The 26,435-nt window shown below is 58.2% G+C and carries 21 protein-coding genes, 6 tRNA genes and 1 rRNA gene (1 of these 28 cut by a window edge); all 28 read right to left on the reverse strand.

Features of this window, described 5'->3' with window-relative positions; translation table 11 throughout:
- Positions 1–5: 5 nt before the first annotated feature.
- Positions 6–992: a gluconeogenesis factor YvcK family protein gene (locus ABC336_RS12730; protein ID WP_413238999.1), complete on the reverse strand. Its 987-nt coding sequence runs from the start codon at positions 990–992 to the stop codon at positions 6–8.
- 19 nt (positions 993–1,011) lie between these two features.
- On the reverse strand, positions 1,012–1,896 hold the full coding sequence (gene rapZ / locus ABC336_RS12735) for an RNase adapter RapZ (protein WP_413239000.1): 885 nt from the start codon (positions 1,894–1,896) through the stop codon (positions 1,012–1,014).
- A 55-nt stretch (positions 1,897–1,951) separates the two neighbouring features.
- Positions 1,952–2,893: an ROK family glucokinase gene (locus ABC336_RS12740; protein WP_413239001.1), complete on the reverse strand. Its 942-nt coding sequence runs from the start codon at positions 2,891–2,893 to the stop codon at positions 1,952–1,954.
- 293 nt (positions 2,894–3,186) lie between these two features.
- Positions 3,187–4,134 (reverse strand): thioredoxin-disulfide reductase, encoded by a 948-nt coding sequence (gene trxB / locus ABC336_RS12745; RefSeq protein WP_413239002.1) that lies wholly within the window; start codon positions 4,132–4,134, stop codon positions 3,187–3,189.
- A gap of 39 nt (positions 4,135–4,173) precedes the next feature.
- On the reverse strand, positions 4,174–5,922 hold the full coding sequence (locus tag ABC336_RS12750; protein ID WP_413239003.1) for a tetratricopeptide repeat protein: 1,749 nt from the start codon (positions 5,920–5,922) through the stop codon (positions 4,174–4,176).
- A gap of 175 nt (positions 5,923–6,097) precedes the next feature.
- Entirely contained in the window at positions 6,098–7,048 is a 951-nt protein-coding gene (locus ABC336_RS12755; RefSeq protein WP_413239004.1) for a ribose-phosphate diphosphokinase, read from the reverse strand.
- Positions 7,049–7,209: 161 nt separating this feature from the next.
- A complete protein-coding gene (gene hisJ, locus ABC336_RS12760) occupies positions 7,210–8,016 on the reverse strand; it encodes a histidinol-phosphatase HisJ (protein ID WP_413239005.1) in 807 nt (268 codons plus the stop codon).
- Positions 8,017–8,040: 24 nt separating this feature from the next.
- The gene (gene hisIE, locus ABC336_RS12765; RefSeq protein WP_413239006.1) at positions 8,041–8,718 is read right to left on the reverse strand and encodes a bifunctional phosphoribosyl-AMP cyclohydrolase/phosphoribosyl-ATP diphosphatase HisIE; all 678 of its coding nucleotides are present in this window, start codon (positions 8,716–8,718) and stop codon (positions 8,041–8,043) included.
- Positions 8,715–9,473: an imidazole glycerol phosphate synthase subunit HisF gene (hisF, locus tag ABC336_RS12770; protein WP_413239007.1), complete on the reverse strand. Its 759-nt coding sequence runs from the start codon at positions 9,471–9,473 to the stop codon at positions 8,715–8,717. Before hisF ends, hisIE begins: the two co-directional genes overlap by 4 nt.
- Positions 9,474–10,068: 595 nt before the next feature.
- Positions 10,069–10,692 (reverse strand): imidazole glycerol phosphate synthase subunit HisH, encoded by a 624-nt coding sequence (gene hisH, locus ABC336_RS12775; RefSeq protein WP_413239008.1) that lies wholly within the window; start codon positions 10,690–10,692, stop codon positions 10,069–10,071.
- A 1-nt stretch (position 10,693) separates the two neighbouring features.
- Entirely contained in the window at positions 10,694–11,293 is a 600-nt protein-coding gene (gene hisB / locus ABC336_RS12780; protein WP_413239009.1) for an imidazoleglycerol-phosphate dehydratase HisB, read from the reverse strand.
- 101 nt (positions 11,294–11,394) lie between these two features.
- The gene (gene hisD, locus ABC336_RS12785) at positions 11,395–12,681 is read right to left on the reverse strand and encodes a histidinol dehydrogenase (protein WP_413239010.1); all 1,287 of its coding nucleotides are present in this window, start codon (positions 12,679–12,681) and stop codon (positions 11,395–11,397) included.
- A gap of 97 nt (positions 12,682–12,778) precedes the next feature.
- A complete protein-coding gene (gene hisG, locus ABC336_RS12790; RefSeq protein ID WP_413239011.1) occupies positions 12,779–13,432 on the reverse strand; it encodes an ATP phosphoribosyltransferase in 654 nt (217 codons plus the stop codon).
- A complete protein-coding gene (locus ABC336_RS12795; protein WP_413239012.1) occupies positions 13,429–14,619 on the reverse strand; it encodes an ATP phosphoribosyltransferase regulatory subunit in 1,191 nt (396 codons plus the stop codon). The genes hisG and ABC336_RS12795 overlap by 4 nt, the downstream gene beginning before the upstream one ends.
- A 254-nt stretch (positions 14,620–14,873) precedes the next feature.
- Positions 14,874–15,422 (reverse strand): acyltransferase, encoded by a 549-nt coding sequence (locus tag ABC336_RS12800; RefSeq protein ID WP_413242504.1) that lies wholly within the window; start codon positions 15,420–15,422, stop codon positions 14,874–14,876.
- Positions 15,419–16,078 (reverse strand): pyrophosphatase PpaX, encoded by a 660-nt coding sequence (ppaX, locus tag ABC336_RS12805; protein ID WP_413239013.1) that lies wholly within the window; start codon positions 16,076–16,078, stop codon positions 15,419–15,421. The genes ABC336_RS12800 and ppaX overlap by 4 nt, the downstream gene beginning before the upstream one ends.
- 68 nt (positions 16,079–16,146) lie before the next feature.
- A complete protein-coding gene (gene lgt, locus ABC336_RS12810; RefSeq protein ID WP_413239014.1) occupies positions 16,147–17,271 on the reverse strand; it encodes a prolipoprotein diacylglyceryl transferase in 1,125 nt (374 codons plus the stop codon).
- Between the two features lie 16 nt (positions 17,272–17,287).
- Positions 17,288–18,226 (reverse strand): HPr(Ser) kinase/phosphatase, encoded by a 939-nt coding sequence (gene hprK / locus ABC336_RS12815; protein WP_413239015.1) that lies wholly within the window; start codon positions 18,224–18,226, stop codon positions 17,288–17,290.
- 198 nt (positions 18,227–18,424) lie between these two features.
- On the reverse strand, positions 18,425–19,546 hold the full coding sequence (locus ABC336_RS12820; RefSeq protein ID WP_413239016.1) for an ABC transporter ATP-binding protein: 1,122 nt from the start codon (positions 19,544–19,546) through the stop codon (positions 18,425–18,427).
- A gap of 90 nt (positions 19,547–19,636) precedes the next feature.
- The gene (locus ABC336_RS12825; RefSeq protein WP_413239017.1) at positions 19,637–20,761 is read right to left on the reverse strand and encodes a PucR family transcriptional regulator; all 1,125 of its coding nucleotides are present in this window, start codon (positions 20,759–20,761) and stop codon (positions 19,637–19,639) included.
- 73 nt (positions 20,762–20,834) lie between these two features.
- Positions 20,835–23,966, reverse strand: coding sequence for a hybrid sensor histidine kinase/response regulator (locus ABC336_RS12830; protein WP_413239018.1), 3,132 nt, complete (start codon positions 23,964–23,966; stop codon positions 20,835–20,837).
- A 96-nt stretch (positions 23,967–24,062) separates the two neighbouring features.
- Positions 24,063–24,135, reverse strand: a tRNA-Lys gene (locus ABC336_RS12835).
- A gap of 17 nt (positions 24,136–24,152) precedes the next feature.
- Positions 24,153–24,237 (reverse strand) — tRNA-Tyr (locus tag ABC336_RS12840).
- Positions 24,238–24,246: 9 nt separating this feature from the next.
- Positions 24,247–24,322: transfer RNA gene (locus ABC336_RS12845), tRNA-Phe, on the reverse strand.
- Positions 24,323–24,336: 14 nt separating this feature from the next.
- Positions 24,337–24,413 (reverse strand) — tRNA-Asp (locus tag ABC336_RS12850).
- A 28-nt stretch (positions 24,414–24,441) separates the two neighbouring features.
- A tRNA-Val gene (locus ABC336_RS12855) sits at positions 24,442–24,517 on the reverse strand.
- 9 nt (positions 24,518–24,526) lie between these two features.
- Positions 24,527–24,603: transfer RNA gene (locus ABC336_RS12860), tRNA-Met, on the reverse strand.
- A gap of 101 nt (positions 24,604–24,704) precedes the next feature.
- Positions 24,705–26,435: ribosomal RNA gene (locus ABC336_RS12865) — 23S ribosomal RNA — on the reverse strand (it continues 1,194 nt past the right edge of the window).

The raw sequence follows: 26,435 nt of genomic DNA on the forward strand, positions 1-26,435 counted from the left end.
GGTCCTCACCTCTTTCGTAACATCCAATCTTCGACGAGCTGATGGATATGATGACTAAGTCTGACTGCATCGTGACGCAGATAGGTATGAAAATAGACGAGCCGGTCGGCGATCACCTTGTAGCCTTCGCGCCGCACCTCTTCCAGATCCAGCTTCACCGGCTTGGCGCCCTGCTCGGCGTACCGCAGCTGGACATCCTGCGGAATGTCGCTGTTGTTGACGAGGACATAGTCGAACAAATGATGGCCGACATGATCGCGTACCGCGTTCAAGTGGTCGCTCACGCTATAACCGTCGGTCTCGCCAGGCTGCGTCATCACATTGCAGACGAACAGCTTGATCGCCTCCGACTCCTCGATGGTCTGAGCGAGCCTCGGCACCAGCAGATTGGGCAGGATACTCGTATAGAGGCTGCCCGGTCCGACCAGGATCGCATCCGCCTCCTGCAGCGCCGTCACGGCATCCTCCAGCGGCTCGACATCCGGCGGGTCGATGAAGATCCGTTTGATTCGTTTGTTGGCTTTGGTAATCGATGATTCGCCGGTTACATATGTACCGTCAGCCATCTCAGCACGCAGCACGATCGCCTGATCGGCCGCCGGCAGCACCCTGCCTCGGACAGCCAGCACGCGGCTCAGCTCCCGGATCCCGGAGACGAAATCGCCGGAGATCTCCGTGAGGGCCGCCAACATCAGGTTGCCCAAAGAATGCCCGGCCAATCCGGCGCCGTTATGAAACCGGTAGTTGAGCATCTCTTCGAGCAGCGGCTCGACATCGGCGAGCGCGCTCAGCACGTTGCGGATATCGCCAGGCGGCGGGATCTGCAGCTCCTGACGAAGTCTGCCGGAGCTGCCTCCGTCATCCGCAACCGTCACGATGGCGGTGATATCAAGCGGTTTTTCCTTAAGCCCCCGCAGCATCACGGACAGTCCGGTGCCGCCGCCGATCACGACGATCCGTGCCTTGGGCTTGGGCTTCGATTGCGGTGCCATCGCTTCACCTCGTTAGCTGTTAGTGTCGGTCCCGTTCCGCGTCGCGATGGCTTACCCGCACCGTCTCGGTCTCGCTGGTGCCGAGCATCCGCCCCAGATATTCGGCAATCGCCACCGAGCGGTGCTTGCCCCCGGTGCAGCCGATGCCGATGACGATCTGACTCTTGCCTTCCTTGCTGTAGAGCGGGATCAGGTAATTCAGCATATCCAGCAGCTTGCCCAGGAAGGTCTGCGTCTCCGGCCACTTCATCACATAGTCATACACTTCGGAATGCTGACCGGTATTGGGTCTGAGATGCTCCACATAGTGCGGGTTGGGCAGGAAACGCACATCAAAGATCAGATCGGCATCGATCGGTACGCCGTACTTGAAGCCGAAGGACGTCACGTTGATGGCGATGCCGGGCTGATCGTGGTTGGTAAAGCGTGAGACGATCCGTTCCTTGAGCTGGGCAGGCTTGAGATTGCTCGTGTCGATCACCTGAGTCGCCCAGCCCTTGAGATCCTCCAGCAGCCGCCGCTCGTGGCGGATGCCCTCCAGAGGCAGCCCGCCCTCTGCCAGCGGATGGCGGCGGCGGCTTTCCTTGTAGCGCTGGACCAGCACGCTGTCGGTCGCATCCAGGAACAGGATCTCATAACCGATCGTGTAATGGTCCTTGATATAGTTCAGCGATTCGGACAGCGCGGTGAAGAACTCCCGGCCGCGCAGGTCGATGACCAGCGCAACCTTGCCGATCTTGCCCTTCGATGACTCGATCAGCTCAGCGAACTTCGGGATCAGCACCGGGGGCAGATTATCGACACAGAAGAACCCGAGATCCTCCAGACTCTGGACCGCGATCGTCTTGCCTGCGCCGGACATGCCTGTGATGATCAGCAGTGTGGCCATGCCTTCTCCAGTCATTGTACATTCCTCCTGCCCATGCGGGCGCGGCCCTCCTGGCCGCAGGTCCGCAGCATTACCTTGCGATTAGGCCTGCCGCGCCGACGACGCCGGCATTGTTGCCCAGTATCGCAGGGACGATCTCTACACCCTCCTGCGCCTTGTCCGGCGTAAGCTTGGCGAACACTTCGCGCATCTGCTCGAACAGGAATTCCCCGGACTTGGAGACGCCGCCGCCGATGATGAACCGCTGCGGGTTCAGTACGACAGCTAGCGTGGCCATGGACTTGCCCAAGTAATAAGCGGCGCGAGCCACGATACGGATCGCGACCTCGTCGCCGGCCTTGGCTGCGTCTACGACATCCTTGGCCATGATATGCTCGACGCTGCTCAGTGACGTCCGGTCGCCCCGCGCTACTGCATCCTTGGCCATGCGGATGATGCCGGTCGCCGACGAGACGGTCTCCAGACAGCCCAGCTTGCCGCAGCCGCACTGGATCGCTTCCAGGTCAGGGACGATGTTGATATGCCCCAGTTCGCCGGCCATACCCGCAAAACCCTCGACGATCCGGCCGCCGATGATGATGCCGCCGCCGACGCCTGTGCCCAGCGTGTAGCAGACCACATTCGGGATGCCCTTGCCGGCACCCGACCAGGCCTCGCCCAGTGCCGCCACATTGGCATCATTGTTGATCTCGACCAGCTTGCCCAGCTTCTCCTGCATGATCGTCTTGACGTGGACATCGCGCAGGTCCAGATTGGCCGAGAACGTGACGATCCCCGCCGGGATATCCAGGAATCCGGCGATGCCCACGCCGACGCCCTGCACATCATCCCAGCTGTGCGTCGATTGCTCGACGATGTGCCGCGCGTAGGCGGCCATATTGTTCAGGATCGCTTCCGAGCCTTCGCCCGTCGGTCCTTCATAGGTTTCGAGCAGCGTTCCTTCCGCATTGCAGATTCCGGTCTTAATCGTTGTGCCGCCGACATCGACGCCCACGTAAATCTTCTCCGACATGAAATAGGCCACCTCAATTAATAAGTATTAGATCGCGTTCACCAAACAACCACTATATTAGGCTTCTGTACCCACTATAAGCCAGTGGAGCCTTCCGGTCAAGGAACACAGCCCCTCTGCGCTCCGCCCATAAAATAACCCTACAAGTGCGGCTTGGCTTCGAAGCGTTTAAGTATAAAAAGAAGGGGGTTACCCGCCAAGTTTACGACGGATACGCCCCCCTTCAATCCTGTTAAAATGCGTGTTCAAAAAGTCCGGTTTTCAACACCGAGGATCACTATTTGAGCAACCTCTTAGAGCGTCTGGCTCCAGTCATGCACCATGCTGCCTTCCAGGAACTTCTCGCAGTCGAGCGCGGCCATGCAGCCGCTGCCGGCTGCAGTGATGGCCTGGCGGTACTTGTGATCCTGAACATCGCCGCAGGCGAAGATGCCCGGGATACTGGTCTCGGTCGTCCCCGGCTTGACGACGAGATATCCCGTCTCGTCCGTCTCGAGCTGGCCGCCGAGGAACTTGGTGTTCGGCGTATGGCCGATCGCTACGAACAGCCCATTCGTCTCGATCCGCTCTTCTTCGCCGGTCTCATTGTTGCGCACCTTCAGCGCCGTCACGCCGAGCGGCCCGGCATCGACCTCGATCGGCGTCCGGTTCAGCATCCAGCGGATCTTCGGATTCTCGCGAGCCCGATCCTGCATAATCTTCGACGCACGCAGCTCATCCCGGCGATGCACGAGGACGACCTCGGAAGCGAAGCGGGTGAGGAAGCTCGCTTCCTCCATCGCCGAGTCGCCGCCGCCGACGACGATGATCTTCTTCTCGCGGAAGAAGAAGCCGTCGCAGGTCGCGCAGGTGCTGACGCCACGGCCGACATTGTCGCGCTCGCCGGGGATGCCCATGTACTTGGCGGACGCGCCCGTCGAGATGATCAGCGTCTCGGCCTGCAGCTCGCCATGTCCTTCCAGCTGCAGCGTGAACGGCCGCTTCGACGTGTCGACGCTATTGACCCAGCCGGTCTTGAATTCGGCTCCGAAGCGTTCAGCCTGCTTGCGCATGTTGGCCATCAGCTCAGGGCCCATGATGCCGTCGGGGAAGCCCGGGAAGTTCTCCACGTCGGTCGTCGTCGTCAGTTGGCCGCCAGGCTCCGGGCCCTCGATGATGAGCGGCTTCATGTTGGCCCGCGCCAAGTAGATCGCCGCCGTCAGACCCGCCGGGCCTGTTCCGATAATGATTGATTTATACATGTCTGATGACCTCCTGACGTTATATCCGTCTCCTGGACGTTAATCCCCTTTGAGCTCGTCAAATGCGGGGAAGATGGATTGCATTTTTTTCTTGATCTCGCATGTCTCGTCGATCCAGCGCGCGTACTTGCTCACTGTAGAGATCGATGTCCCGTACCGCTGGGATACCTCATGATAGGAGATCGTCCGGCGGTGCATCTTGGCCGTCAGATACTCCAGCGCCGCCGCCCATGCCTCGACCCGGTTGATCTTGGGCACATCCGGATAAAGACGGGAGAGGAATTCGACCCACAGCGTCAGCAGATCATGCTGCTGGATCATATCGTACTGCTTGCTCATCCGCGCCAGCGCCGTCTCCAGCACTTCCTGCCACTTGGGCATCCACACCGGCAGCCGCGAAGGCATGCGGTTGGCGTCGACGGTTGTCTGCTGACCCTCCAGCACGGCATCCAGCGCTTCATGCACGCCGATCGTGCGCAGGACGAAGATCGCGATCCGCTTCAGATAGTCCTCTTCCTCCGGCTCCATCAGGAACTCGCGCAGCGCATCCTTGACCTCGCTATCAGCGATCATCCCCAGCGCTTGGATCACCTGGAGCTTGGTATGCCTGTCCCCGTGGCGCAGCGCCCAGAAGAAAGAGGAGCGCACCAGCGGATCTCGCTTCATATGGTCGGGCAGGCTGCCGGACGTCGACTTCTCCCACAGCCGGAACTGCTCCTCGAAGGGCAGATGGTAGTGATAGCTCGACGGCGCCGGCTCTTCGCCGCTCCGGATGCTCGCGAGCTGGTCCAGATAATAACGCGGGATCCTCGACTCGGGATCAAGCTTGGCCGCCTGACGCCACATCCGTCCCGCCTCATCATGGCGTCCCAGATTGACCGCCGCGACCGCGCTGTAATGGTACAGGCACGGATCCTGCTGCAGCTCGACGTCCTTCAGCAGCCGCTGGAAATGACGATAAGCCGCTTCGTGTTCTCCTAATATGCCCATCGTAGTCGCCAGCTTAAACACGTGCTCCTGATGGAACGGGTAGGTCTTGCGCAGCTGTTCAACGAGCGGCCCCAGCTCCTCATGGAGCTCCCCATGCTGGCGGAAGATCGCCAGATTGCACAGCGCGTGCAGGTTGCCCGGCTCGATCTGCAGCACTTCGAGCGTCGTGGTCATGCCCTGATCGAACATCCCCATGTAGTAATACGCGAGGGCCAGGTTATTGCGGGCAGCCAGGAAATCCGGACGTTTCTTGACCATTTTCTCCAGCATCCGCACCGCTTCGACAAACTTGCCCTCCTCGAGCAGCTTGCGCGCCTCATCATGCTCCTGCAGACTCTCCCGGGACTTGATGACCGCCTGGCGCGGCGGACGCTCCAGCTCATAGAGCAGCAGCTCCATCATCTCCTCGGCCTCTTCCAGAAACTGGCCTTCCTCATCTTCCTCCAGGTATTTCACCAGCGCATCCTCTGCCGACTCGTACCGTTCCATGTTGGCATAGTTGTTGGCCATATAGAAATGGCACTCCGTCATCGACGGCTCCAGATCCGTCAGGATGCGGCTTAGGATCTGGTTGGACTCCTCGTATTGCCCCATCTCCGAGAGGATGCCCGCCATGTTGCAATGGTTCACCGGATTGTCCGGCTCGTACTCTACCGCCCGCCGGAAATACTTCAGTGCCTTGTCATAATGATACCGATCCAGAGACCGTACTGCCCGTTCGAAAAAAAAGGTCGCATCCAGCTGGATGGGAATCACCTTTGTAGGGCCGCCCGCAGCTAGCCGTTTTTTCTCCTTCACCTGCAAGACACCTCCCGGCACATCGAATTTGGTACGATTATACCATAGCTTCCCCCTGCAATACACCTACGCATTGCCGGGGCCTCCCACAGCGCCGGCGCAGTCTGCGATGCCGCATATCCGGCCACAGCAAACAGCAAGCATATAGTATGCTTGCTGCCTTGAGGGTCCCATGCTAAATCCCGGCATTCTTGAAGAGAGTGCTGATCGAACCGCCCTGCATGATGATCCGAGTGGCCTCGGCCAGCATCGGTGCGACCGACAACACCTTGAAGCGGTCGGAACGGGTTTCGGGCAATGCGATCGAATCCGTGACGACCACCTCTCTGATATGAGGATGGTCCAGACGCTGCAGCGCGGGGCCGGAGAACAGCGGATGTGTCGCGCACACATAGATATCCTCTGCACCGCGTTCCTTCAAGCCTTCGACGACATTGACGATCGTGGTGCCGGTATCGATCAGATCCTCGATAATGATCGGCGTCTGGCCTTCGACATCGCCGATGACGTGGGTGATGATCGACTCATTGTGCGCCGGCCGTTTCTTGATCATGATGGCGAACGGGGAATCCAGATAATTCGCCAGCTTCTCGGCAGTGGAAGCCCGTCCGGCATCCGGCGACACGACGACCGGATTCTTGATGTCCTTGGCCTTGAGATAGTCGCTCAGGATATCCAGCGCCGTCAGATGGTCCACCGGGATGTTGAAGAAGCCCTGGATCGCCGGTGCGTGCAGATCGATCGTGATGACCCGGTCGGCGCCGACCGTCGTCAGCACGTCCGCTACCATCTTGGCCGAGATCGGCTCGCGCGGCGCTGCTTTGCGCTCCTGACGCGCATAGCCGTAGTATGGCACGATGATATTGACCGTCCGGGCCGAGGCCCGCTTGGCCGCATCGATCATCACCAGCAGCTCGACGAAGTTCTCGTTGATCGGATGGGAGAACGACTGCACGATGAAGACATCGCAGTTCCGGATCGTTTCTTCATAGTGGATGTAGATTTCGCCGCTTTTGAAGCGCGAGATCTTGATCTTGCCGAGCGACTGCCCCAGCTCTGCGCAGATTCTTTCGGACAGCTGCTGGTTCGAAGAACCAGAAAAAATACGCAACTTATCGCTAAACATGATACCCTCCTGAGCGTTTGAACCAATTTATTCTTGCTGGTGAAACGGTTGTCCGTAACCGGCCTGTGTGTGTGTCATCCTCGTTCAGAAGCAACCTAATGAACAACTATAGGCGGCTGTGATCTTGTTCACTGTCTATTATACATGCAATCGGCGAATTTTCAAAAGCGAATCATCTGCCGCTGCCGCTGGCGGAATGTCGCAAGCTCCGTAAAGCCAAGCTCCCGCAGCAGTTCCCGCGCCTGATCCAGATATTGGCCCAGCCGCTCCGGCTGATGCGCGTCCGAACCGATCGTCAGCGGGATGCCGATCTCCCGGGCGTACTCCAGCATCCTTCGGGACGGGAACATCTCCTCTGCCGGCGTACGCAGCCCCGAAGCGTTGAGCTCGATCGCCAGATCATGGCGTTTCACCGCATCGAGCGCCGCTTTCTCCAGCAGCGTGACATCGTCCGCCGGCTTGAAGCCGAAGCGCTTGATGACATCGATATGGCCGATGTAGTCGTAATAGCCCGTCGCCGCCGCCTTCTGTACCGCATCATAATACTGCTCATACACCTGCAGCGGATCCTTGCCTTGCCAGCCCGCCGTCTGGCGGAAGTCGGTGATATCCCACTCGCCCAGGAAATGAACCGAGCCGATCACGTAGTCCCAAGGATACCGGTTCACGATCGCTTCGATCTGCGGCTCCCAGCCTTCGATATAGTCGCCCTCGAGGCCGACGCGCACATCGATCTGGCCGCTGTATTTGGCTTTCAGCGCGAAGCACTCCTCCACGTAGCTGTCCAGCTCCGCCATCGGCATCGCCATCTCGGGGTAGTACGTCGCCGGATCGACATGCAGCAGCGGCATATGATCCGACAACCCGAGCTGATCCAGCCCGATCTCGATCCCCTGCCGGACGTACTCTTCCAGAGAGCCTACAGCATGGCCGCAGCGCGCGTGATGGGTATGGTAATCAATCTTCATGCGTCCACCTCTTCCTACGGTCTGCTAGCGCATCTTGTTGGTCGTAGGCTTCCCGTGCCGCTGACCGAGCTCACGCATCACGTCATCGAGCGACAGTCCGCGCTCGCGCATCAGCACCATGAGGTGGAAGAAGAGATCGCTCATCTCGCTGCGCAGCTCGTCATTGTCCTGATTCTTGGACGCGATGACCACCTCGGTCGCTTCCTCGCCGACCTTCTTAAGGATCTTGTCGACGCCTTTATCGAACAGATAAGTCGTATATGCGCCTGCCGGACGCTCCGCATACCGCTGGGCGATCGTCGTCTCCAGTTGATTCAGCATCGCAAAGCGATCCTCGGCCTCACGCGGATCATTGACCGCGCCAGGCACCTCGATCTCCTCGAAGAAGCAGCTGTAGCGGCCGGTATGACAAGCCGCGCCTGCCTGCTCTACGCGCACCAGCAAGGTATCGCCGTCGCAGTCGTAATGCATCGACCGGATCTTCTGGATATGGCCGGAAGTCGCCCCTTTATGCCAGATCTCCGCCCGCGAGCGGCTCCAGAACCAGGTCTCCCCCGTATCGATGGAGCGGCCCAGCGATTCCCGGTTCATATAAGCCATCATGAGGACTTCTTTGCTGACAGCATCCTGGACAATGGCGGGCACCAGGCCGTCCGCATTCCAACTGATCCGCTCCATCAACGCTTCCCGATCCGTACTCATCGTACCTCCACCCCTTTTTCCAGCAGATCATCCTTGACCTGCCGTATCGTCAGTTCCTTGTAATGGAAGATCGTCGCTGCCAGTCCGGCATCGGCTTGCCCTTCCTCGAACACCTCGGCGAAATGCCCGACCTTCCCGGCGCCGCCGGACGCGATGATCGGGATCGACAGCGAGGAGGAGACCGCCTGCGTCAGCTTGATATCGAAGCCGTCCTTGGTGCCGTCAGCATCCATGCTGGTCAGCAGGATCTCGCCGGCGCCGAGCTTCTCCACCTCTTTGGCCCAGACCAGCGCCCGGATGCCTGTCGCATTGCGTCCGCCGTGGGTATAGACCTCCCATTCTCCCCACTCGCTGTTATACTTCGCGTCGATCGCCACGACGATGCATTGCGAGCCGAACTTGCGGGCGCCTTCGGAGACCAGCTGCGGATTGCGGATGGCGGCGGTATTGATGCCGATCTTGTCGGCGCCGGCGCGCAGCAGCCGTTTCATATCGTCCACATGGCCGATCCCGCCGCCTACCGTGAAGGGGATCGTAATCTCGCCAGCCGTCCGCTGCACGACATCCACCATCGTCGCCCTTCCCTCGTGCGAAGCCGAGATGTCCAGGAAGACCAGCTCGTCGGCCCCCTCGACATCATACGTCGCTGCGAGCTCGACCGGATCGCCGGCATCCCTCAGGTTGACGAAGTTCACTCCCTTGACGACCCGCCCGTCCTTCACGTCGAGGCAAGGGATAATACGTTTTGCTAACATGCTGATCACCTCCAGGTTTTGCGCAGCAAAACCACATCGTAAGCCTAATTCTACTATTTACAAAAGAGCGCCGTACACCGGACCAAGTAACTTTTGCAGGCTGTTGAAAAAAGAAAGCCTACAGTCACGGATCGATCTTCCGATCGCTGTTGCCCCCAGATTTCTTTGATTTTTACCCCTTTTAGGGGTGAAATCCGGGGACAAAGGCGAACGCTTCGCTTCTCCAGATTCGATTCCGTGCCTCTCCGGCCATTTTTCAACAGCCTGCTTTTGTTACCTTATTGCGTTCCCGGAGAGCCCATACGCCAATCCAAGTAACTTTTGTTACCTCATTGCGCCTACCGAGCGCACATCCGAATTCAACTGCCATTCGGCAGCTATTCCGGCACAATCTGCACCAATACGCCCGATTAACTGCCATTTGGCAGCTATTCCAGCTGGCCCGGCGCTTAATCGCTCATCCAACTGCGCTTTGGCAGTTATTCCAGCGCTCACAGCACCTAACCGCCCATCCAACTGCCATTCGGCAGTTATTCGATCGCGCTTAGCCTGCCGAGCATGCACAGTTCATACACTTCGCTCTCATTACAGCCGACTACGTCCGCACCGTCTGGGGGCTGCCCGTCAGCGCCAGGAAATTGTCCAGCAGCTGCATGCCGAGTTCGCCGCTCTTCTCCGGGTGGAACTGCATGCCGTATACATTGCCGCGGCCGACGATCGCCGTGACGTCCTGATAATAGTCTGTCGTCGCCAGCAGATCGGCAGATTCAGCCGGCTGTGCGTGGAATGAATGTACGAAGTATACATGCCCCTCCGTCAGTCCCTCGAACAGCGGGCTCGCCTGACGGAACGCCAGCCGGTTCCAGCCCATATGCGGCACCTTGTAATCGCCTTTGAACCGGATCACTTTGCCGGGAAGCAGGTTCAGCCCTTCATTGTTGCCGTATTCCTCGCTCTCGCTGAACAGCAGCTGCATGCCCAGACAGATGCCGAGCAGCGGCTTGCCGGAGCCGGCGTAGAAGCGCGTCACCTCATCCAGTCCCGTGTTGCGCAGATTCTGCATCGCATCGCCGAACGCGCCTACGCCCGGCAGGATCGCGCCGTCGGCCTCCAGGATCTCCTGAGGGTCCGCGCTGACCTTCGCCTCATAGCCGAGCCGCTCGACCGCCTTGCTGACGCTGTGCAGATTGCCCATGCCATAATCGATGATCGCGATCATGCTACAGCACCCCTTTCGTCGAAGGCACTCCTTGTACGCGGGGATCGATCGAGGTCGCTTCGTCTATCGCCCGTCCAAGCGCTTTGAAGACCGCTTCGATCATATGGTGGGTGTTGTGTCCGTAGTGGACGATAACGTGCAGCGTCATCCGCGATTCCAGCGCCAGCTTCCACAGAAACTCATGCACCAGCTCCGTGCTGAAGCTGCCGACCTGCTGCGACGGATACTCGGCCCGGTATTCGAAATGCGGCCGGTTGCTCATGTCGATGATGACCTGCGCCAGCGCTTCATCCATCGGCACAAACACGCTCGCATAGCGCTTGATGCCGCGCTTGTCGCCCAGCGCCTCGCGCAGCGTCTGCCCCAGGCAGATGCCGATATCCTCGACCGTGTGATGATCATCGATGTCGATATCGCCTCGCGCCTCCACCTTCAGGTCGAACTGGCCGTGCTTGGTAAACAGGTCCAGCATATGATTGAGAAACGGCACATCGGTCTCCAGCTCGGAGATGCCGCTGCCGTCTACGTTGAAGGACAGCTTAATATCGGTCTCATTCGTTGTGCGCGCGACCTCGGCCGCGCGGCTTGGTTGCTCTGGCATACAGGATCCCTGCTTTCTAAGAGGTTGTTCAAAAGTTAACTCCCGCTCCACTCGCTCAAGCGACTCGCTCATCCGCTCCGACTGTGCAGCTCAGCCTGCGTTCAGCCCCGCTCCTGCTGCAGCCGCAGCTCGATCGCCCGGGCATGGCCCTCCAGCCCTTCGTGCCGGGCGAGCGTCATGATGGCCTCGCCATTTGCCAGCAGCGCGTCTCTGCTGTAATGGATCAGACTGGACTTCTTGATGAAGTCGTCCACGTTGACCGGTGAAGAGAAGCGCGCCGTGCCGTTGGTCGGCAGGATGTGGTTGGGGCCGGCGAAGTAGTCGCCCACCGGCTCCGAGCTGTACGGCCCGAGGAAGATCGCGCCCGCATTCTCGATACTGCCGAGCAACTGCATCGGATCCGTCGTCATAACCTCCAGATGCTCCGGCGCCATCTGATTGATCACCTGCACGCCCTCGGCCAGCGACTCGACCAGCAGCACCGCGCCGTAGCTGTCGATCGACTTGCGCGCGATCGTCTCGCGCGGCAGCGTCGCCAGCTGGCGCTCCACCTCGGCAGCTACCGCTTCGCCCAGCTGCCGCGACGGCGTTACCAGCACCGCCGACGCCATCTCGTCGTGCTCCGCCTGCGACAGCAGATCGGCGGCCACATAGCCCGGATCCGCCGTCTCATCGGCCAGCACGGCGATCTCGCTCGGTCCGGCGATGCTGTCGATATCGACCACGCCGAACACGGTGCGCTTCGCCAAGGCGACATAGATGTTGCCCGGCCCGGTGATCTTGTCGACCGGCGGGATGCTCGCCGTGCCATAAGCCAGCGCTGCCACCGCCTGGGCGCCGCCGACCCGGTAGATCTCCTCTACGCCCGCTTCCGCAGCCGCCACCAGGATGTACGGGTTGATGCCCGGCTGTCCGCCTGTCGCCGGCGGCGTCACCATAACGATCTCCGGCACGCCCGCTACCTGGGCCGGGATGACGTTCATCAGCACGGACGAAGGATACGCCGCCTTGCCGCCCGGCACGTACACGCCCACCCGGCGCAGCGGCCGGATGATCTGGCCCAGCAGTGTCCCGTCGGGCTGCAGATCCATCCACGAGCCGCGCTTCTGCTTCTCATGGAACGCCCGGATGTTGACCGCAGCCGCCCGGATCGCGGTCAAGAACGCTTCGTCAACCTCGCTGTAAGCAGCCTGGATCTCCTCCGGCGTCACCCGCAGGGAAGCTGCGTCCAGCTTCATCCCGTCATGCTCCTCCGTATAGCGGAGCAGAGCCTCGTCTCCTTCACTCCGGACGCCGGCGACGATGCGCGCGACCGCTTCGTTCTGCTCCGGCGTACCGTATTCGACCTCGCGGCTCAGGTTAAACTCGCTTGCTGGCATGATCCGCATGCCTATCTCCCCCTTCTGTCTCTCAGGACGCGGAAGAAGGTTGCCGGGCTCTCCCTTTCGCTCCTCGCCCCTCGCATCTTCCCGCGCCCAGCCGCTCCTACACCTGCACCTGCTTCTCCGAGATCGTGCGCTGCAGCCGGTCGCACAGGCTCTGGATCGCCTCATTCTTCATCCGGTAGCTCACTCGGTTGGCGATCAGCCGGCTGGTGATGCCGAAGATCGTCTCCATCTCGACCAGCCCGTTCTCCTTCAGCGTCTGTCCCGTCTCGACCATATCGACGATCCGGTCGGCCAGCCCGATCAACGGCGCCAGCTCGATCGAGCCATTCAGCTTGATCACCTCGACCTGCTGCCCCTGCTCGCGGAAGTATTGGGACGCCACATTGGGATACTTGGTCGCCACCCGCGGGTGGATCGACGGCTGCCAATCCGGCAGCCCGATCACCGACATCCGGCACTTGGCGATACCCAGGTCCAGCAGCTCGTAGACGTCCTTGTCCTCCTCCATCAGCACATCCTTACCGACGATGCCGATATCCGCTACGCCATACTCCACATAAGTCGGCACGTCGACCGGCTTCGCCATGATGAAGGCCATCCGCACCTCGGGGATCTCGATGATCAGCTTGCGCGTATCGTCAAAATCGCTCGGGATCGGCAGACCCGCCTCCCGGAACAGCTTGGAAGCCTGCTTGTAGATGCGGCCCTTGGGCATCGCCACCTTCAGCAGCTCTGTCTCCTGCTCTCTCATCGGCTTGCTCCTCCCTTCGTCCGGCTGCCTGGCGCGATAACCTCGTCATAACGGACGTCCTCGGCTTGCCAGCCATCCCATTCCTCCACTTTGCAGGTGACCGCGATATCCCCAGCTGCCCGGTACCGCGCAGCCGCCGCCAGCGCTTCGGCACGGCTCGCGTCGTCGAAGCCGATCAGCACACGCCTGCGGTGGTCGCCACCGTCCCCTTCGACCAGATCCAGGATGCGCGTCGTCTTGACGGCGAACCCGGTGGCCGGCGCCGGCCGCCCAAACTGCTGCAGCAGGTTGTCGTACCGGCCGCCGCTGACGACAGGGAAGCCCAGGTCGGCTGCGTATCCCTCGAAGGTCATGCCCGTATAATAGGAGAAGTCGCCGATCATCGTCAGATCGATCAGCACCTGATCACGCACGCCGTACGACTCCAGCACCTCCCAGATCTTGCAGAGATGACGGATCGACGCTTGGGCCGTCGCATTGCCGCTGAGCTGCAGCGCCTGCTCGCATACTTCCTCGCCCCCGCGCAGCCTCAGGATCGCCTCCAGCTCCTGACGGACCGGCTCAGCTAGCTCAAGCTGGGTCAGTCGCTCCCGGTACCCGACATAATCGCGGCCCAGCAGACAGGCTTTCAGTGCCTCCTGCGCTTCCTCTCGGTCTCCCAGCATCTCCTCGAACAAACCGTTCAAGAAGCCGACATGACCGATCGCGATCTTGAACCGGCTGACGCCGGCCGCCTGCAGCGAAGCGATCGCCAGCGCCACCATCTCGGCATCCGCTTCCGGGGAAGCGTCGCCCACGAGCTCTACGCCCGTCTGGAAGAACTCGGCTTCGCGGCCGGCCTCCTCCTCGATGGAGCGGAACACGTTGGAGTGGTAAGACAGCCGCAGCGGGAACTGCTCTTCCTTGAGCAGTGAAGCAACCACGCGGGCGATCGGCGCCGTCATATCCGAGCGCAGGACCAGCGTGGTGCCTCGGTTATTGAGCAGCTTGAACAGCTTCTGGTCAGAGGTGGAGCTCGCCACGCCTACCGTATCGTAATATTCCATCGTCGGCGTGATGATCTGCTCATAGCCCCAGCCGGCCATGCAGTCCAGCACCAGCCGCTCGACCGTCCGCAGCTTGGCGACGGCATGCGGCAGGTAATCCTTTGCTCCGATCGGTTTTTCGAACACTTTTGGTTTCGACAATCGATTCACCTTCAATTTGCTTTAGTTTGTTAACGTGCTACCATACTACCAAAATAAAGAGTTTAGTCGTTATCTTATCATGGAAGACGCGCTTCGTCAACTGCCGGCATCCGGTCAGCTTCGGGTCGCGCCAGCCCCAGCGACTCAGTCCAAAGAGGCCGTCTGCCGGGCACTTCCGGCAAACCGCCTTTTAACCGAGCTCTGATGCTTCCCAGCCAGGGGCATAGGTGCATTTCCAAGCGACCGACCAGCGCTCAGACTTCCCCAGCACCCCCATCAGCAGAGTCCGAGGCCACGCCTCCCGCCTCTGCGAGGGCCGTCTCATTGGTGCCCAGCACCTGCATCGGGTTGCCGCCTACGAAGGCATACGCCGGCACATCCTTGTGCACCAGCGAGCCCGCCGAGACGATCGCGTGATCGCCGATCGTCACCCCCGGCAGAATCGTCGTATTGGCACCGATCATCACGTTCTCGCCGATCCGCACATCGCCCAGCCGGTACTCGCGGATCAGATACTCATGGGTGAGGATCGTCGTGTTGTAGCCGACGATACTGTTGTCCCCGATGCGGATCCGCTCCGGGAAGAAGACGTCGACCATCACCATCAGAGCAAACGCTGTATGGCGGCCAACCTCCATGCCGAGCACCCGCCGGTAGATCCAGTTCTTCACGGGCAGGATCGGACAATACCTTGCAATCTGGATGGCGATAAAGTTGCGGACGGCTTTCCACGGACTGACGGTGCGGTATACCTGCCACAGCGCATTGGGGCCCTCGACCGGGTAGCGTTCAACGTTTCTCAGGGCGTCTCCTGCTCCAATCCGGCTAGACTCAGCAGCTCGCGCATATCATGGATGATATAATCCGCCCCGGCCTCGCGCAGCTTCGCCTCGCCTTTGAGAGACCATGCGACGCCTACCGAACGCACGCCTGCCGCAGCCGCAGACTGGATATCGACGACGCTGTCGCCTACCATCAGCGCCGTATCTGCCGCCGCTCCCAGCTTGCTGAGCGCCAGCTCGACAGGCTGCGCGTCCGGCTTGGGACGCTCGACATCATCCAGCGTGACGATGGCTTGCATGTAGTCCCGGATACCGACATGCTTCAGTCCCCGCTCAGTCGTCAGTTGCATCTTCGTTGTTACGACACCGAGCGCAAGACCTGCCTTATGCAGCTGATCCAATACCTCAGGCACATAAGGGAAAGGCTTGACCAGATCGTCATGCAGCTGCAGATTGATGGCGCGGTAGGCGCCGATCAGCTCCGCCACATCCTCAGCCCCCGAGAACTGCTGCAGCTGCACCGCAAGCGGCAGCCCCATGCTCGGGATGATATGCTCGCGGGCGAAGCCCTCAGGCACTACGTCCTTCAGCGCATGCAGGAACGATTGGATGATCAGCTCGTTGGTGTCCAGGATTGTGCCGTCCAGGTCAAATAATACCGTTTGAAAGTTAGCCATGCCGTACTCCTTGTCTTAGACTGCCCGAAATATCAAACTTCGAGCAGTCTTTGGTCTACGTATATGCGTTATTTCTTGTCCGCATCGTCTGCGGGCGACTTGTCCTGCTCCGCTGCAGGCGACTTGCCCTCTGCTTTCTTATCCCGCTTGTCCTCGCCGATATCCTCCAGGACAGTCAGCACTTCATTCTTCTCCATCGTCACCAGCGGATCGGATTCGCGGGCTTCGGTAACCGTCTCATCCGGCTCATGCGTCTTCTCGCTGCCGTCCGCCTTGGAGGAGACGATCGGATCCAGATAGCGCTGCGATGCCGCGCCTGTCGATCTGCGGATCACGATGAGCGCGATGCAGACCAGGATGATGACCAATGCGAGCAATTGGGAGATCCGGACATTCCCATAGGCCGGATCCAACGCGCCAGGGGTGAACGTACCCGTCATCGGCGACCACAGTCCCTGGATGAGGCTGACCAGCCACTGCGGCCCCTGGAAGGCCAGACTGTCAGTCCGCAGCCCTTCGATGAAGAAGCGCCCGATCGAATACCAGATGAAGTACGAGAACAGCAGCTCGCCCGCACGCAGGAAACGCTGGCGGCGCAGCACGAACAGCAGCAGCAGGCCGACGAAGCTCCAGGCTGACTCATACAGGAACGTCGGATGCCGGAACATCCCATTGATAAACATATGATCGACGATCCAGGAAGGCAGATGCAGCGTCTCCCGAAGGAAGGACTCGCCGACCGGCTCGCCGTAAGCCTCCTGATTCATGAAGTTGCCCCAACGGCCGATCATCTGACCGATCAGCAGCGACGGCGCACAGATGTCGGCGATCCGCCAGAAGCTGTACCCTTTATAACGGAAATAAAAGAATCCGCAGATCAGCGCCCCGATCAACGCGCCATAGATGGCGATGCCGCCGTTCCAAATCGCGAAGATACTGAGCAGATCACCTTTGTATTCATCCCACTTAAACGCAACATAGTAGATTCTGGCACCGATAATGGCCGAGGGAACACCCAGCAGCAGCAGGTCCATGAAAAAATCCGGCGCGATCCCGAATCGTTTGCCTTCCTGGACAGCTAGCAGCAGACCGGCCAACGCCGCGCACCCCAGAATAATGCCATACCAGTTCACAGTAAGCGGCCCCAGTTGAAAAGCAACCGGGTTCAAACTCAGCAGACTTATCAGATTCATGATCCCCTAGACTCCTTTATTCATAATCGTCGATATCGTCTGCGATGGTCTCTGTAAGCTTGTTGGTAAATTGAAGCGCTGCGTTGTAGCCCATCCGCTTCAGACGATAGTTCATCGCGGCCACCTCGATGATGACAGCCAGGTTCCGACCAGGGCGGACCGGCACGGTGATCAGCGGGACATCGGTGTCGATGATGCGTGTCGTCTCTTCGTCCAGACCGAGCCGATCATACTGCTTCTCCTGCTGCCAGTTCTCCAGCGTGATAACGACACTGATCCGCTTGCTGCTCAGCACTGCACCTGCTCCGAATAACGTCATCACATTGATGATGCCCAGTCCCCGGATCTCGAGCAGATGCCGGATCAGCTCCGGAGCCGCGCCATGCAGCTGGCCATCGGACATCTGCCGGATCTCGACCGCGTCATCGGCCACCAGACGATGGCCCCGCTTGACGAGCTCTAGCGCCGTCTCGCTCTTGCCGATGCCGCTGCTGCCTGTGATCAGCATCCCGATGCCGTAGATGTCTACCAGCACGCCGTGGATAGTGGCGGTCGGCGCCAGCCTCTTCTCGAGGAAATTGGTGATCCGGCTGATCAGGCTCGTCGTCGCCACCCCGCTGCGCAGCACCGGAATCTTCTTCTCCTCCGCCCGGTCCAGCAGCTCCTGCGGCGCGCTCAGTCCGCGGGTCACGATAATGCAAGGCGTCTCCGGATCGCACAGGCGCTCCAGCCGGTCCACGCGCTCCTCTGTGTCCAGCGTCTCCAGAAAGGCCAGTTCGGTCCGCCCCAGGATCTGTACGCGCTCATTGGGATGATAGTGAAAGTACCCGGCCATCTCCAGTCCGGGACGGTACAAGTCGTCTACCGTTATGCCTCTCTTCAGTCCGTCTTCGCCTGCGAGCAGCTCCAGTTGGAATTGCTGGACCAGCTCCGACACCTTCACTCTTTTGGGCATGCCATGGCCTCCTTACGTCCGGACTTCGCCGGCTTTCGCATGTATTGCACATTTGACTCAATGTATCCATCGTATAGGAATTACACGCCGAAAGCAACCGATCCGCCTGCAGCTCAAACATAATAAAATAACTCCAAAAAAAATAAAAACAGCCGCCCGGTCATCCGGACAGCTGTTGATTATAAAATAAAGGGGGAATTAGCTTTCGAATACGTTCAGCTCAGTCGTCAGGTCGAACATATGAACTTTGTTCATGTCGATCGCCAGTTTAACAGTGATGCCGTCGGTTACTGTAGAGCGGCCATCCACACGAGCGATGACAGTCTCAGAGCCCACACCATTCAGGTAGAGATACTTCTCATGACCAAGGTTCTCGGATACTTCCACGTGCGCGTTGACCACGCTGTTAGGGGAAGCTTCGATGAAGACCGGCTCGTCATGGAAGTCCTCAGGACGGATGCCCATGATGGCTTCTTTGCCGACTAGACCTTTCTCGCGAATGATCTGTGCTCTGCCTTCAGTCAGAGCTACGTCGATGCCCGAAGTTTTGAAGCGGATCGCTCCGCCTTGCTCTGTCAGCGTCCCTTTGATGAAGTTCATGGAAGGGGCACCGATAAAGCCGGCTACGAACATGTTCACCGGACGGTTGTACAGCTCTTCTGGCGAAGCTGTCTGCTGGATGAAGCCGTCTTTCATAACGACGATACGGTCACCCATCGTCATCGCTTCGATCTGGTCATGCGTTACGTAGATCGTAGTCGTCTCAAGACGCTTCGTCAGCTTACTGATCTCGGCGCGCATCTGACCACGAAGCTTGGCATCCAAGTTGGAGAGCGGCTCATCCATGAGGAATACTTGCGGCTCACGAACGATCGCGCGGCCCAGGGCGACACGCTGACGCTGACCACCGGAGAGTGCTTTCGGCTTGCGGTCGAGCAAATGCTCGATATCGAGAATTTTGGCAGCATCGCGGACACGCTTGTCGATGTCTGCTTTTTTGAATTTGCGAAGTTTCAGACCAAATGCCATGTTCTGATACACGTTCATATGCGGGTACAAAGCGTAAGATTGGAATACCATCGCGATATCGCGGTCTTTAGGAGCGACATCGTTAACCAGACGCTCGCCGATGAACAGCTTGCCTTCGGAGATTTCCTCAAGGCCGGCAATCATCCGCAGTGTGGTCGATTTACCGCAACCGGAAGGTCCGACGAGAACGAGGAATTCCTTGTCCTTGATGTCCAAGTTGAAGTCTGTTACCGAAGCTGTTTCAGAACCGGGATATTTTTTGAAAATGTGCTCTAAGCGTACGCCTGCCATTTTATTTCCCCCTAAGCATTTGGTTTACTTGTTACTATCTATCTTAGCTTAGTCCTGTGCAGATGACTATGCACATACTTTACAAAAAAACTACTTTCTTTTCGTCACTTTATACAATAGCAATATAATCTTTACCAAAACGGCGTCCCGGAACAGCCGGACATCCAATCCGGTCTCCTGCTTCAGCTTGTCCAGCCTGTACAGCAGCGTGTTCCGATGAATATACAACTTTTTGGCCGTTTCGCTAACGTTGCAGTCCAGGCGGAAGAAGGTTTCCAGCGTCATCAGAATCTCCGGCTCCAGCAGCACGTCCGAGCGGTTGATCAGCTGCTCCATGTACTCGGCTCTTCTCGATTCGGGGATGCTGTTCAGCAGACGCTCCAGATGAAGCATCCATGGCAGATGCACACTCTCCCCGACGTGGAATTTGCGTCCCAGGAATACCGTCTCCCGGAGCAGCGACGCCGTCTCCACGATCGCTTTGGCCGGACTGATCGGCTCGCCTACCGCCAGATGGCACTCGCCCACCCATTCGCTTGCGAGCATGCCGTGCAGGCCGGAGCACATCGAAGCGAGCATCTCCAGCGGCGTTTCGTCCTCGCCTTCATTGCGATCTTCGCTCTCCGCTTCGCTGAGCAGCGCCATCGGCCCGAGGATCAGCCATTCCTGTTCCTTCAGCGGGATCAGCATGACTTCTTCGATGAAAAAGGAGTTGAGCAGCTTCTCAAGCTCGGCATACGTATTGCGCAGACGCTCATGCTCACTGACCAGCAGGAAGGGAATCATATCCGAGAACAGCCGGCCGCCAAAGGTCAGCGCCTCCGGCACCTCCAGATCCAGTCGTCCATTATCCAACTGATAAGCAATCCATGAGCCCAACTCCTCTGCCTGCCGCTCCGCTTCCTGCTGCGCATGAGGAACGGCGGGCTTGACCGGCTTCATGTGCTCAATCGTCCAGCCGAGCAGCCGCCGCTCCGTCTCCGAGAGCGCGTCCTGCTCCAGCTCGATGACTTCGATATGCGCCCTCTCCATCCGTACAGCATACCAGATCCGCCCGCCCGCGATCTCCACGTTCGCTCCGGGCACTGCCTCGAGCGGCGTCTGCGCGCCCTGCTCCAGGCTTGCTTTGTTCCAGTCCTGCAGATCGATCCTCAAAACACGCAACGGGCTGTTCAGTATCTGCTCCAGTTGCTCTTTCCACTGCGCAGTGCTCATGCTTTGCTGTGCTCCTATCCGCATTGCTCAGAATGCCCTTTTAGGCCATTGTAACACAAACAAAAGGCAGCTGTTAAACTGCACCGGCCGTCTCCCCGCCCATGGGGGCCGGGATCAGAAACGAGATCGTCGTCCCTTCTCCGGGCCGGCTGCTGATCATTAGTCCTTTGCCGTAACGCTGCTTCAGCCGGCGGTCGGTATTGTACAGGCCGATCCCCCGCTCAGGCGGCTGGTCGCTGCCGAGCAGGCGCACCACTTGTTCCTCTGTCATTCCTTTGCCGTCATCGGACACCGTAAGCACGCTGCCCTCCGGCCGGCGCTCCACCAGGATGCGCAGCGTCCCGCCGCGGGAGCGCTGCATCAGACCGTGGCGCACCGCGTTCTCGACGAGCGGCTGGAGCGTAAGCGGCGGCAGCACGATCCCCATCGAATCGCCGGTCTCCATCACTACCGCGAGCCGCTCTCCGAACCGCTCCTGCTCGATGTAGAGATACGCTTGGACCAGCTGCAGCTCATGCGAGAGCGGCACAAGCTCCTTGGTGTTCAGGAAGTTGAAGCTGATCCGCAGGTACGAGGCAAAGGCATCGACCAGTTGCTGCATCTTCCGCAGATCGATATCGCTCAGCGCCATGATCGAGTTCAGCGTATTGAACAAAAAATGAGGTTGGATCTGGGCCTGCAGATAGGCAGCCTCCATCCGCATAGTCTCGTTAACCGACTGCTTGAGTGCCGTCAGCGACAGTACGCGATAACGCAGCTCCATCGCGTCGACCGGCTTGGTCACATAATCGTTGGCGCCGGCCCGGAACCCCGCTGATATATCCTCTGGCTGGCTGCGGGCGGTGAGCAGGAGGATCGGCAGTTCAAAGAGCTTGAAGCGCTCCCTGGCCAGCCTTGTCAATTCGTAACCGGACATCTCCGGCATCATGACATCGGCAATCAGGAGATCCCACGACTCGGAGGACAGTCGTTCCACCGCCTCCTGAGCGCTTCTGGAGGTCTGGACCAAGCATTGATCAGTAGCAAGGAGCCCGACAATCACTTTCAGATTTACAGGGTCATCATCCACGGCCAGGATGCGCAGCGGTCCGGCGGATTTGGGAAGATCCCTGGTGCCCGTAGCCCGTTCGAGATCCATTGCCTTTACCAGCGCCGAGGTCAGCTCTGCCGAGGTCAGCTCTGCCGAGACCAGATCATCGTCGACAACTGCCGTCCGTGGAGCAGCCTTCCCGGACGACAGCGGTAACGTCACAGAGAAGACCGTACCTTCTCCAGGTGTCGACCTAACAGACATGTGGCCATCATGCAGCTCCACCAATTGCTTGGCAATATGCAACCCTAACCCGATTCCGCCGCTTGCTTGTCCCAGGCTGCCTTGTTCGTAACGGTCAAAGATCCGTGATTGCAGATCCTCATCCATCCCTCTTCCCGTATCCTCAATATGCAGGACAGCATATCGGCCTTTGACCTCCGCCGAGACGGCAATGACACCTTTTTCGGTATATTTGACCGCATTATGCAGCAGGTTGAACAGGACTTGTACCAGCCGCTTCTCGTCAGCATCGACGGGAGGAAAGTTTGGCGGCACAAGCATTTGGAATTGAATATGTTTATCATCCTTCATAAAAGAAAGCATATCCATCACACCAGCGCAAGCAGATTGCAGAAGTACAGGTTCACGCTCCAGCACGATCGCCCGATCCTGTAGCCGCACAGCATCCAATAGATCGCCAACCATATGCGACATACGACGGCTCAAGGTAACCAACAGCTCCATATCTTTGCGGCTTTGTTCGCCCATGGCGTGCTTTTCCTTGTCGGCGACCGTCTGTGCGATATTCATAATTCCGTGCAGCGGCGTCCGCAGCTCATGCGACGTGTTCGCCAGGAACTCGTCCTTTTGTTTGTCGGCAAGCTTCAGCTGTTCATTCAATCTGAGATTTTCTTCCCAGTTGCGGAAGTAGCGTTTGAACCAATAGGCCGAGAATCCCACAAGTGCGGCAATAATATCGACGGGATAATAAGTCCCCCGCACTTTCTCCAGATTGACGAAGACGCCCCACCCCGCACTGGAGACAATACCCAATCCGCCAAGCAGCAGATAGATCGCATCATCTTTATTCCGCATCAGCATCTTTACAATCAAAGCGATGACCCAGACGATCGGCAACAGATACAAGAATAACATCGGGCGAAATTTGTCATAGACGTAATAGATCGAAGTTGCGTCGCTGACAATCACGAAGCCGCTAAAGAGCAAGAACAGGGTGATGTAGCACGAAAACAACCACCCGCGCTTCTGGCCAGAGAAGCTGAATGTCAACAGCAGCATAAAAAAACTTAACCCTACATAGGATAATAGCCTGATTTTAAAAGCCCACGTATAATTGAAGGGGAGCCACAACATCAACAGATTGTCATGGTCTGACACAATGGACAACCCTACCGTTACCATAAGAGCAAGGAACAACAAGAAAACAGGATTCCCTCGATTAAACATATACAGGATCCCTGCATACAAACCATGCAAGAGCATAACGACGAAAGCAATCAATTGGAAACCGATCGAATACATACGCTCCGAATCAATCGTCGCCTGGCTCCCGAAACGAATCGGTTTTACAATCCCTCCTTTGTTGGGCTGCTCATAATTGGCCACGCGAACGATGAGCTCGATCACGGGACCAGGTTGGACAACAGTAGCCGTGTAAGTCACATTTCGTGGCCGGTACTCCTCCTCAGAGCTTGCGACCTGGCCGAACATCCCTTCCGGGGTCCCGTTGATCTCCAACTGCGAGGAGGCTTGGATCCCCTGAATCCACAGTCCGTATGGCTCGTCAAAATCACGATTGACTTGAATTATCAATCGATAGGTCCCCGAACCAAACGCATTCTCTTTCAACTCGCCGAAGCCTGCTTGCCACGTTCCCGGAACGGTTAGATAGCGCGGCGAAGGGGCTTCCGGCCCGGCCAATTGTTCAGATGTAAGCAATTGCCCGGGATAGAACTCCCACTCGCCATCAAGATTAATCGAGGATTGGCCCCCAATGTCCCATTCCCGTAATTCCAGCACCCCTTGTTGTGCAAAGGGTTGCTCGGGAAGCTTGTTGTTTGTATACCAGATAAGCCGGAGGCTTCCAAGAATCAACACGAACAGCAGCAGCAACAGCAGATTACGGATCGTATTTCTTTTATTCGACATCATGAGTTGTAGATTCGACACCTTTCGCACAAACCCTTTTTGCATACGAAAAAAGCTGTCTTTGCGGCACTCGCAAAAACAGCTTCGATGTATTCCCGATGAGCCATGAAGGGCTCGAACCTTCGACACCCTGATTAAAAGTCAGGTGCTCTACCAACTGAGCTAATGGCTCTTGTACTAAAAGAAAACTGGTGGAGGATGATGGATTCGAACCACCGAACTCAGAGAGAGCAGATTTACAGTCTGCCGCGTTTAGCCACTTCGCTAATCCTCCATATGCAAATGGTGGCTCGGGACGGAATCGAACCGCCGACACGAGGATTTTCAGTCCTCTGCTCTACCGACTGAGCTACCGAGCCTTGCAAGGGTAAAATGGCGGAGCTGACGGGATTCGAACCCGCGGTCTCCTGCGTGACAGGCAGGCATGTTAGGCCTCTACACCACAGCTCCATGAACGTAAAAGAAGGCAAAAAAAATATGGTGGACGCTGAGGGGATCGAACCCCCGACCCTCTGCTTGTAAGGCAGATGCTCTCCCAGCTGAGCTAAGCGTCCTTATGTAGTTGGTAGCGGCAGAGGGGATCGAACCCCCGACCTCACGGGTATGAACCGTACGCTCTAGCCAGCTGAGCTATGCCGCCACATTACATAATGCTGCTTGTCCATACGAGCAGCGAGATCAGTGTCTTGCACACTGAAAACTGGATGCGAATCAAGCAAGGTAAGTCTTAGCTGAGGGTTTTAGGATAAGCCCTCGACCGATTAGTATCCGTCAGCTGCATGCATTGCTGCACTTCCACCCCGGACCTATCAACCTGGTCGTCTACCAGGGGTCTTACATACTGGGAAATCTCATCTTGAGGGGGGCTTCACGCTTAGATGCTTTCAGCGTTTATCCCGTCCGTACATAGCTACCCAGCGGTGCTCCTGGCGGAACAACTGGTACACCAGCGGTACGTCCATCCCGGTCCTCTCGTACTAAGGACAGCTCCTCTCAAATTTCCTGCGCCCACGACAGATAGGGACCGAACTGTCTCACGACGTTCTGAACCCAGCTCGCGTACCGCTTTAATGGGCGAACAGCCCAACCCTTGGGACCTACTTCAGCCCCAGGATGCGATGAGCCGACATCGAGGTGCCAAACCTCCCCGTCGATGTGGACTCTTGGGGGAGATAAGCCTGTTATCCCCAGGGTAGCTTTTATCCGTTGAGCGATGGCCCTTCCATGCGGTACCACCGGATCACTAAGCCCGACTTTCGTCCCTGCTCGACTTGTAGGTCTCGCAGTCAAGCTCCCTTATGCCTTTGCACTCTACGAATGATTTCCAACCATTCTGAGGGAACCTTGGGGCGCCTCCGTTACACTTTAGGAGGCGACCGCCCCAGTCAAACTGCCCGCCTGACACGGTCCCCCTACCGGATTCACGGTAGCGGGTTAGAACTCCGATACGATCAGGGTGGTATCCCAACGGCGCCTCCACCGAAGCTGGCGCTCCGGCTTCCAAGGCTCCCACCTATCCTGTACAGATCGTACCAAAGTCCAATATCAAGCTGCAGTAAAGCTCCATGGGGTCTTTCCGTCTTGTCGCGGGTAACCTGCATCTTCACAGGTATTAAAATTTCACCGGATCTCTCGTTGAGACAGCGCCCAAGTCGTTACGCCATTCGTGCGGGTCAGAATTTACCTGACAAGGAATTTCGCTACCTTAGGACCGTTATAGTTACGGCCGCCGTTTACTGGGGCTTCGGTTCACAGCTTCGGGTTGCCCCTAACCGCTCCCCTTAACCTTCCAGCACCGGGCAGGCGTCAGCCCGTATACTTCGCCTTACGGCTTCGCACAGACCTGTGTTTTTGCTAAACAGTCGCTTGGGCCTTTTCACTGCGGCCCCCTCGGGCTATTCACCCTACCGAGGCACCCCTTCTCCCGAAGTTACGGGGTCATTTTGCCGAGTTCCTTAACGAGAGTTCTTCCGCGCGCCTTAGCATGCTCTGCTCGCCTACCTGTGTCGGTTTACGGTACGGGCACCTTCACCTGGCTAGAAGCTTTTCTTGGCAGCTGGAGCTCATGACCTTCGCTACTGTAATTTTCGCTCCCCATCACAGCCCAGCCTTACGATGAGCGGATTTGCCTACTCATCAGCCTCACTGCTTGGACGGACATCCATCAGTCCGCGTCACTACCCTTCTGCGTCACTCCATTGCTCATAACGGCTACGGTGGTACAGGAATATCCACCTGTTGTCCATCCACTACGCCTTTCGGCCTCGCGTTAGGTCCCGACTTACCCTGAGCGGACGAGCCTTCCTCAGGAACCCTTAGGCTTTCGGCGGATCAGATTCTCACTGATCTTTTCGTTACTCATACCGGCATTCTCACTTGTGTACCGTCCACCAGTCCTTACGGTCTGACTTCAACCTATACACAACGCTCCCCTACCCAAGTACCCTAAGGTACATGCCATAGCTTCGGTGG

The sequence above is a fragment of the Paenibacillus jepli genome (assembly GCF_047238105.1).
Classification (GTDB): Bacteria; Bacillota; Bacilli; order Paenibacillales; family Paenibacillaceae; genus Paenibacillus_D.

Excerpts from the sequence above, each read along its gene's own strand:
- ABC336_RS12730 (WP_413238999.1), bottom strand. The coding sequence starts at position 992 with ATGGCACCGCAATCGAAGCCCAAGCCCAAGGCACGGATCGTCGTGATC.
- rapZ (WP_413239000.1), bottom strand. The coding sequence starts at position 1,896 with ATGACTGGAGAAGGCATGGCCACACTGCTGATCATCACAGGCATGTCC.
- ABC336_RS12740 (WP_413239001.1), bottom strand. The coding sequence starts at position 2,893 with ATGTCGGAGAAGATTTACGTGGGCGTCGATGTCGGCGGCACAACGATT.
- trxB (WP_413239002.1), bottom strand. The coding sequence starts at position 4,134 with ATGTATAAATCAATCATTATCGGAACAGGCCCGGCGGGTCTGACGGCG.
- ABC336_RS12755 (WP_413239004.1), bottom strand. The coding sequence starts at position 7,048 with ATGTTTAGCGATAAGTTGCGTATTTTTTCTGGTTCTTCGAACCAGCAG.
- hisJ (WP_413239005.1), bottom strand. The coding sequence starts at position 8,016 with ATGAAGATTGATTACCATACCCATCACGCGCGCTGCGGCCATGCTGTA.
- hisIE (WP_413239006.1), bottom strand. The coding sequence starts at position 8,718 with ATGAGTACGGATCGGGAAGCGTTGATGGAGCGGATCAGTTGGAATGCG.
- hisF (WP_413239007.1), bottom strand. The coding sequence starts at position 9,473 with ATGTTAGCAAAACGTATTATCCCTTGCCTCGACGTGAAGGACGGGCGG.
- hisH (WP_413239008.1), bottom strand. The coding sequence starts at position 10,692 with ATGATCGCGATCATCGATTATGGCATGGGCAATCTGCACAGCGTCAGC.
- hisB (WP_413239009.1), bottom strand. The coding sequence starts at position 11,293 with ATGCCAGAGCAACCAAGCCGCGCGGCCGAGGTCGCGCGCACAACGAAT.
- hisD (WP_413239010.1), bottom strand. The coding sequence starts at position 12,681 with ATGCGGATCATGCCAGCAAGCGAGTTTAACCTGAGCCGCGAGGTCGAA.
- hisG (WP_413239011.1), bottom strand. The coding sequence starts at position 13,432 with ATGAGAGAGCAGGAGACAGAGCTGCTGAAGGTGGCGATGCCCAAGGGC.
- ppaX (WP_413239013.1), bottom strand. The coding sequence starts at position 16,078 with ATGGCTAACTTTCAAACGGTATTATTTGACCTGGACGGCACAATCCTG.
- lgt (WP_413239014.1), bottom strand. The coding sequence starts at position 17,271 with ATGAATCTGATAAGTCTGCTGAGTTTGAACCCGGTTGCTTTTCAACTG.
- hprK (WP_413239015.1), bottom strand. The coding sequence starts at position 18,226 with ATGCCCAAAAGAGTGAAGGTGTCGGAGCTGGTCCAGCAATTCCAACTG.
- ABC336_RS12820 (WP_413239016.1), bottom strand. The coding sequence starts at position 19,546 with ATGGCAGGCGTACGCTTAGAGCACATTTTCAAAAAATATCCCGGTTCT.
- ABC336_RS12825 (WP_413239017.1), bottom strand. The coding sequence starts at position 20,761 with ATGAGCACTGCGCAGTGGAAAGAGCAACTGGAGCAGATACTGAACAGC.
- ABC336_RS12830 (WP_413239018.1), bottom strand. The coding sequence starts at position 23,966 with ATGATGTCGAATAAAAGAAATACGATCCGTAATCTGCTGTTGCTGCTG.